Origin of the sequence: Aequorivita sp. Q41 (assembly GCF_039831855.1) — a bacterium.
GTDB lineage: Bacteria > Bacteroidota > Bacteroidia > Flavobacteriales > Flavobacteriaceae > Aequorivita.
Genome location: NZ_JBDPMS010000008.1, coordinates 1 through 3305 on the forward strand (window position 1 = coordinate 1; position 3305 = coordinate 3305).

Genomic DNA, 3305 nt, shown 5'->3' on the forward strand with positions numbered 1-3305 from the left:
GAGTTTGAGTGAGAATTAAACCGAAATCCTTGGCTTTTTATTTCGCGTTTGAGTGAGCTTTTCTATTGTGGGCAACGTGTTTGTATATGGTTTGTTGCGTGGTTAAGCACGTAATTTAGCAAATAAAAACCGAATAGAAAATCCGCGAGGATTTTCGTAAGTAGGCTAGAACTAGCAATAAATTATATACGGTGTTGGCAATAGTTTTTTATTTCAGCGATTTTATTTTTTCTTTAAAAATGTCATAACTTTTCGCTTCTTGATTTATAAGTTCCCATTCTTTCTTAGTCGGTTCAAAACTAGGTAAATTAAATATTTTCCTTGCCTTATTTATATCTTCTAGTGCTGGTTTGTCAAACATACAGCCCATACTATCTTCTTCGCTTGTGTTTTCTTCAGCAATATTTGATAGTTTTGAATTCAGTTCTTTTAAAGTTTCAGAGGTTTTAATTGAGTCTATTACTTGGTCAAGTTCAATTTCGTGGCCTCTAATTAAATGACCAATATAACCTAGTTTAAAAACTTTTTGAGCTAAATGAAACTGTTCAAGTCTTTCTTTTTCTTTTGTGATAACTTCATTAGAATGTTCTCCGTTTACACTTTCTAAAACACTTTCTAAATATGTTTTTAGAGTGGATGATACTTCGTTAAGTTCAGTTACTTTAGTAGAGATATTTTCATAATTTTCTCTCTTTTGTTCCTGAGCTAACAAATCCTTAAACAAACCTGCCCATTGTTCTCTTAAAAAAGAGGTTATATCTTGTGCAGTTTCAAAGGATTGTATGATGTTGTTTTTTGGTAATGAATATATTTCTTCAATGAATTCATAAATTTTAACATCGTCAGCATATCGATATTGCACATTATTGTTGTCTTTGTTAATTAGATAAGTTTCATATTCTGAATGAACATTTTTATCTATAAACACATAAACATTTTTATTCTGTTCAAGAGCAGTTTTAATTTCAGTTTGAGTGATTGAATAATTGCTATGTTCTGAAGAGCTTCCAAATCTGCCACCAATAATTCCTACCAAAATATCAATTCCAATAATTTCTCTATAGCAATAATCCTCTAACTTTAAATCTTTTCCATAAGGTATTGAACCTGTTTCGTTTCTAACAGATTCATATCCCATTTCCTTGATAAATCTTTCTAAATCAGCTCTAACTTGTCTTAAGTCAAAAAAAGTAGAACTAATAAATATTCTTGGTTTTGCCATATTTTCTCTTTTTAGTAATTATTGCCAACGTGTTTGTGTATGGTTAGTTGCGTGGTTAGGCAACTAAGTTAGCAAACATTTACGAACCCGAGAAAATTCCGAAGGAATTTTCGCAAGTAAGCACGTAAAAAGCAATTAATTATACACGGTGTTGGCAATAGTAATTTAATTCTTTTTTTTAGTGAAATTTGCCTTATATCCACAATAAACCACTTGTCTTTTTTTGTCTTCTATCTTTTCGAGTTTATTGTCGTTAGCATTCACAAAAAAACTTAACTCGGAATATTCATACCATTTTTCAAATTCGATATCTTGATGTTCATATACATCGTAATTTTCCTGAACCAACCAACAGAATGAGTTAATTTCATCTACATAAGCTAACTCAATAAAGTCCACTTTTTTATCTTTAAATCTCTCGTCAGATTTGACTTTTTCCAGAGCAAGACAAGGTTCAGTCAGATTTTCAAATTCAGGATTGAGTGAGAAGTCAGGAAATTTGTTTTCAGAAACCATTTTTCCGTTTTTGTCAAATTCCAATCCAAATACGTATTTAAATCCATTATTCCGATATGTATAAAGAATCCAATAAGTAACATTGTAATTCGACAATTCATATAATTCGTGTTTGTCATATTCCGCTTTTACATTATCCAAATAATTTACTTGAAATTCTCCCATTACCAATTTATTGTAAAAGTCAAAATCTGCACGTCTAACAATATATTCTTTTGCTTTTTTTAGAATAAAATCAGAATATTCCTCAATATTTTTAATGTCGTATGGATAAAAAATATTTTCTCTTTCTATTGAATCTTTATGCTTTATTTCAAATGGGATATAATTTCTTGTTCGAGACAAATAAGTTCCTCCTAATTCCAGTTTATCAATATCATCACATTGAGCAAATCCATTGACTGAAATCAGAAAGATTATTAATATGCAAAAAGTTTGTCTCATTATTATTGCCAACGTGTTTGTGTATGATTAGTGGCGTGTTTAAGCACCTAATTTAGCAAATAAAAACCGAATAGAAAATCCGCGAGGATTTTCGTAAGTAGGCGAGGACTAGCCATTAATTATACACGTTGTTGTGCGCTGGCTTTTCCGCTGTCTAATTGATTCTCTACTATTTTTTCCAACTCACTTTTCTTAAATTCAAACCAACTTTGTCTAAATTCAGAATGGTCGATTTTATCCTTAAAATTCTGAAACGGCTTTTTATTTGCTAAAGTATTTTCCAATTCCGACTTTAGATTTTGGTCAGATAACTGCTCAACAAAAAGCTCCATAATTTTAAAAGACTCAAAGCTTTCTAATGTCTCAAATTTTATAAAATCCGTTTTATGTTTTTCCACTTTTTCTAAACTGTCACTAAAAGCCTCTTTAAATTCATCCTCGTCCGAAAATTGTGAAAAATTCGGGATTGCAACAATTTCGTCAGTTTTAGAATTGTAATAACAGTCAAATCCGCAATCCAATTCTTGCGCTATTTCCTTTATTATTTCTGACTGTCTTTTTTCCATTAGATTGCTCTTCTCGGATATTGTTCAACTTGTTTTTCTAATTCCTTTACAATTAGTTTTAATTCGCTGTTGTTAAAAACGCAATCTACAAAATAATCTTTATCATCATCTGCACTTAGTGGTCGAGATTCCAAGTCAAATATTATTCTGATATGTTTTTCTTCTAAATTCTTTTTGGTCAGTTCAAATTCCAAGTTTGGTTCCATAAAAACAAGTGAATCAAAATCAGTTTCTATATTATTCGAGAGTTTTTCAAACCAATCTTTAATGTCTTTTAAATCTCCAACTAAAAGTGATGGGTCAACTGTTTGCCAATTTCCACAATCACTTTTTACTTTTAAATAAACCAACAACCAATTAGAATCATATTCACAATTCGTTATTTCAGGAAACTGATAATTCGTTATCCTAAATTCAACAGATTGGTTGTTAATTCCTTTAAATATCATTCGATTACGATGGTTTTTTCAGCTTGCGCACAACGGGTTTGTGTATGAAATGTGCGGGATTAATTTCTGTGATTGTTCGTGTTAAACCCGAACAAAACCAAACACACT

At 30.6% G+C, this 3305-nt stretch carries 4 protein-coding genes; all 4 read right to left on the reverse strand.

Annotated elements, in window-relative coordinates:
- Positions 1–208: 208 nt before the first annotated feature.
- The gene (locus ABJ955_RS13380) at positions 209–1222 is read right to left on the reverse strand and encodes a DUF4062 domain-containing protein (protein WP_347375135.1); all 1014 of its coding nucleotides are present in this window, start codon (positions 1220–1222) and stop codon (positions 209–211) included.
- Between the two features lie 165 nt (positions 1223–1387).
- Entirely contained in the window at positions 1388–2182 is a 795-nt protein-coding gene (locus tag ABJ955_RS13385; protein WP_347375136.1) for a hypothetical protein, read from the reverse strand.
- A gap of 119 nt (positions 2183–2301) precedes the next feature.
- Entirely contained in the window at positions 2302–2748 is a 447-nt protein-coding gene (locus tag ABJ955_RS13390; protein ID WP_347375137.1) for a UPF0158 family protein, read from the reverse strand.
- Positions 2748–3197: a hypothetical protein gene (locus ABJ955_RS13395; RefSeq protein ID WP_347375138.1), complete on the reverse strand. Its 450-nt coding sequence runs from the start codon at positions 3195–3197 to the stop codon at positions 2748–2750. The genes ABJ955_RS13390 and ABJ955_RS13395 overlap by 1 nt, the downstream gene beginning before the upstream one ends.
- Positions 3198–3305: the final 108 nt, after the last annotated feature.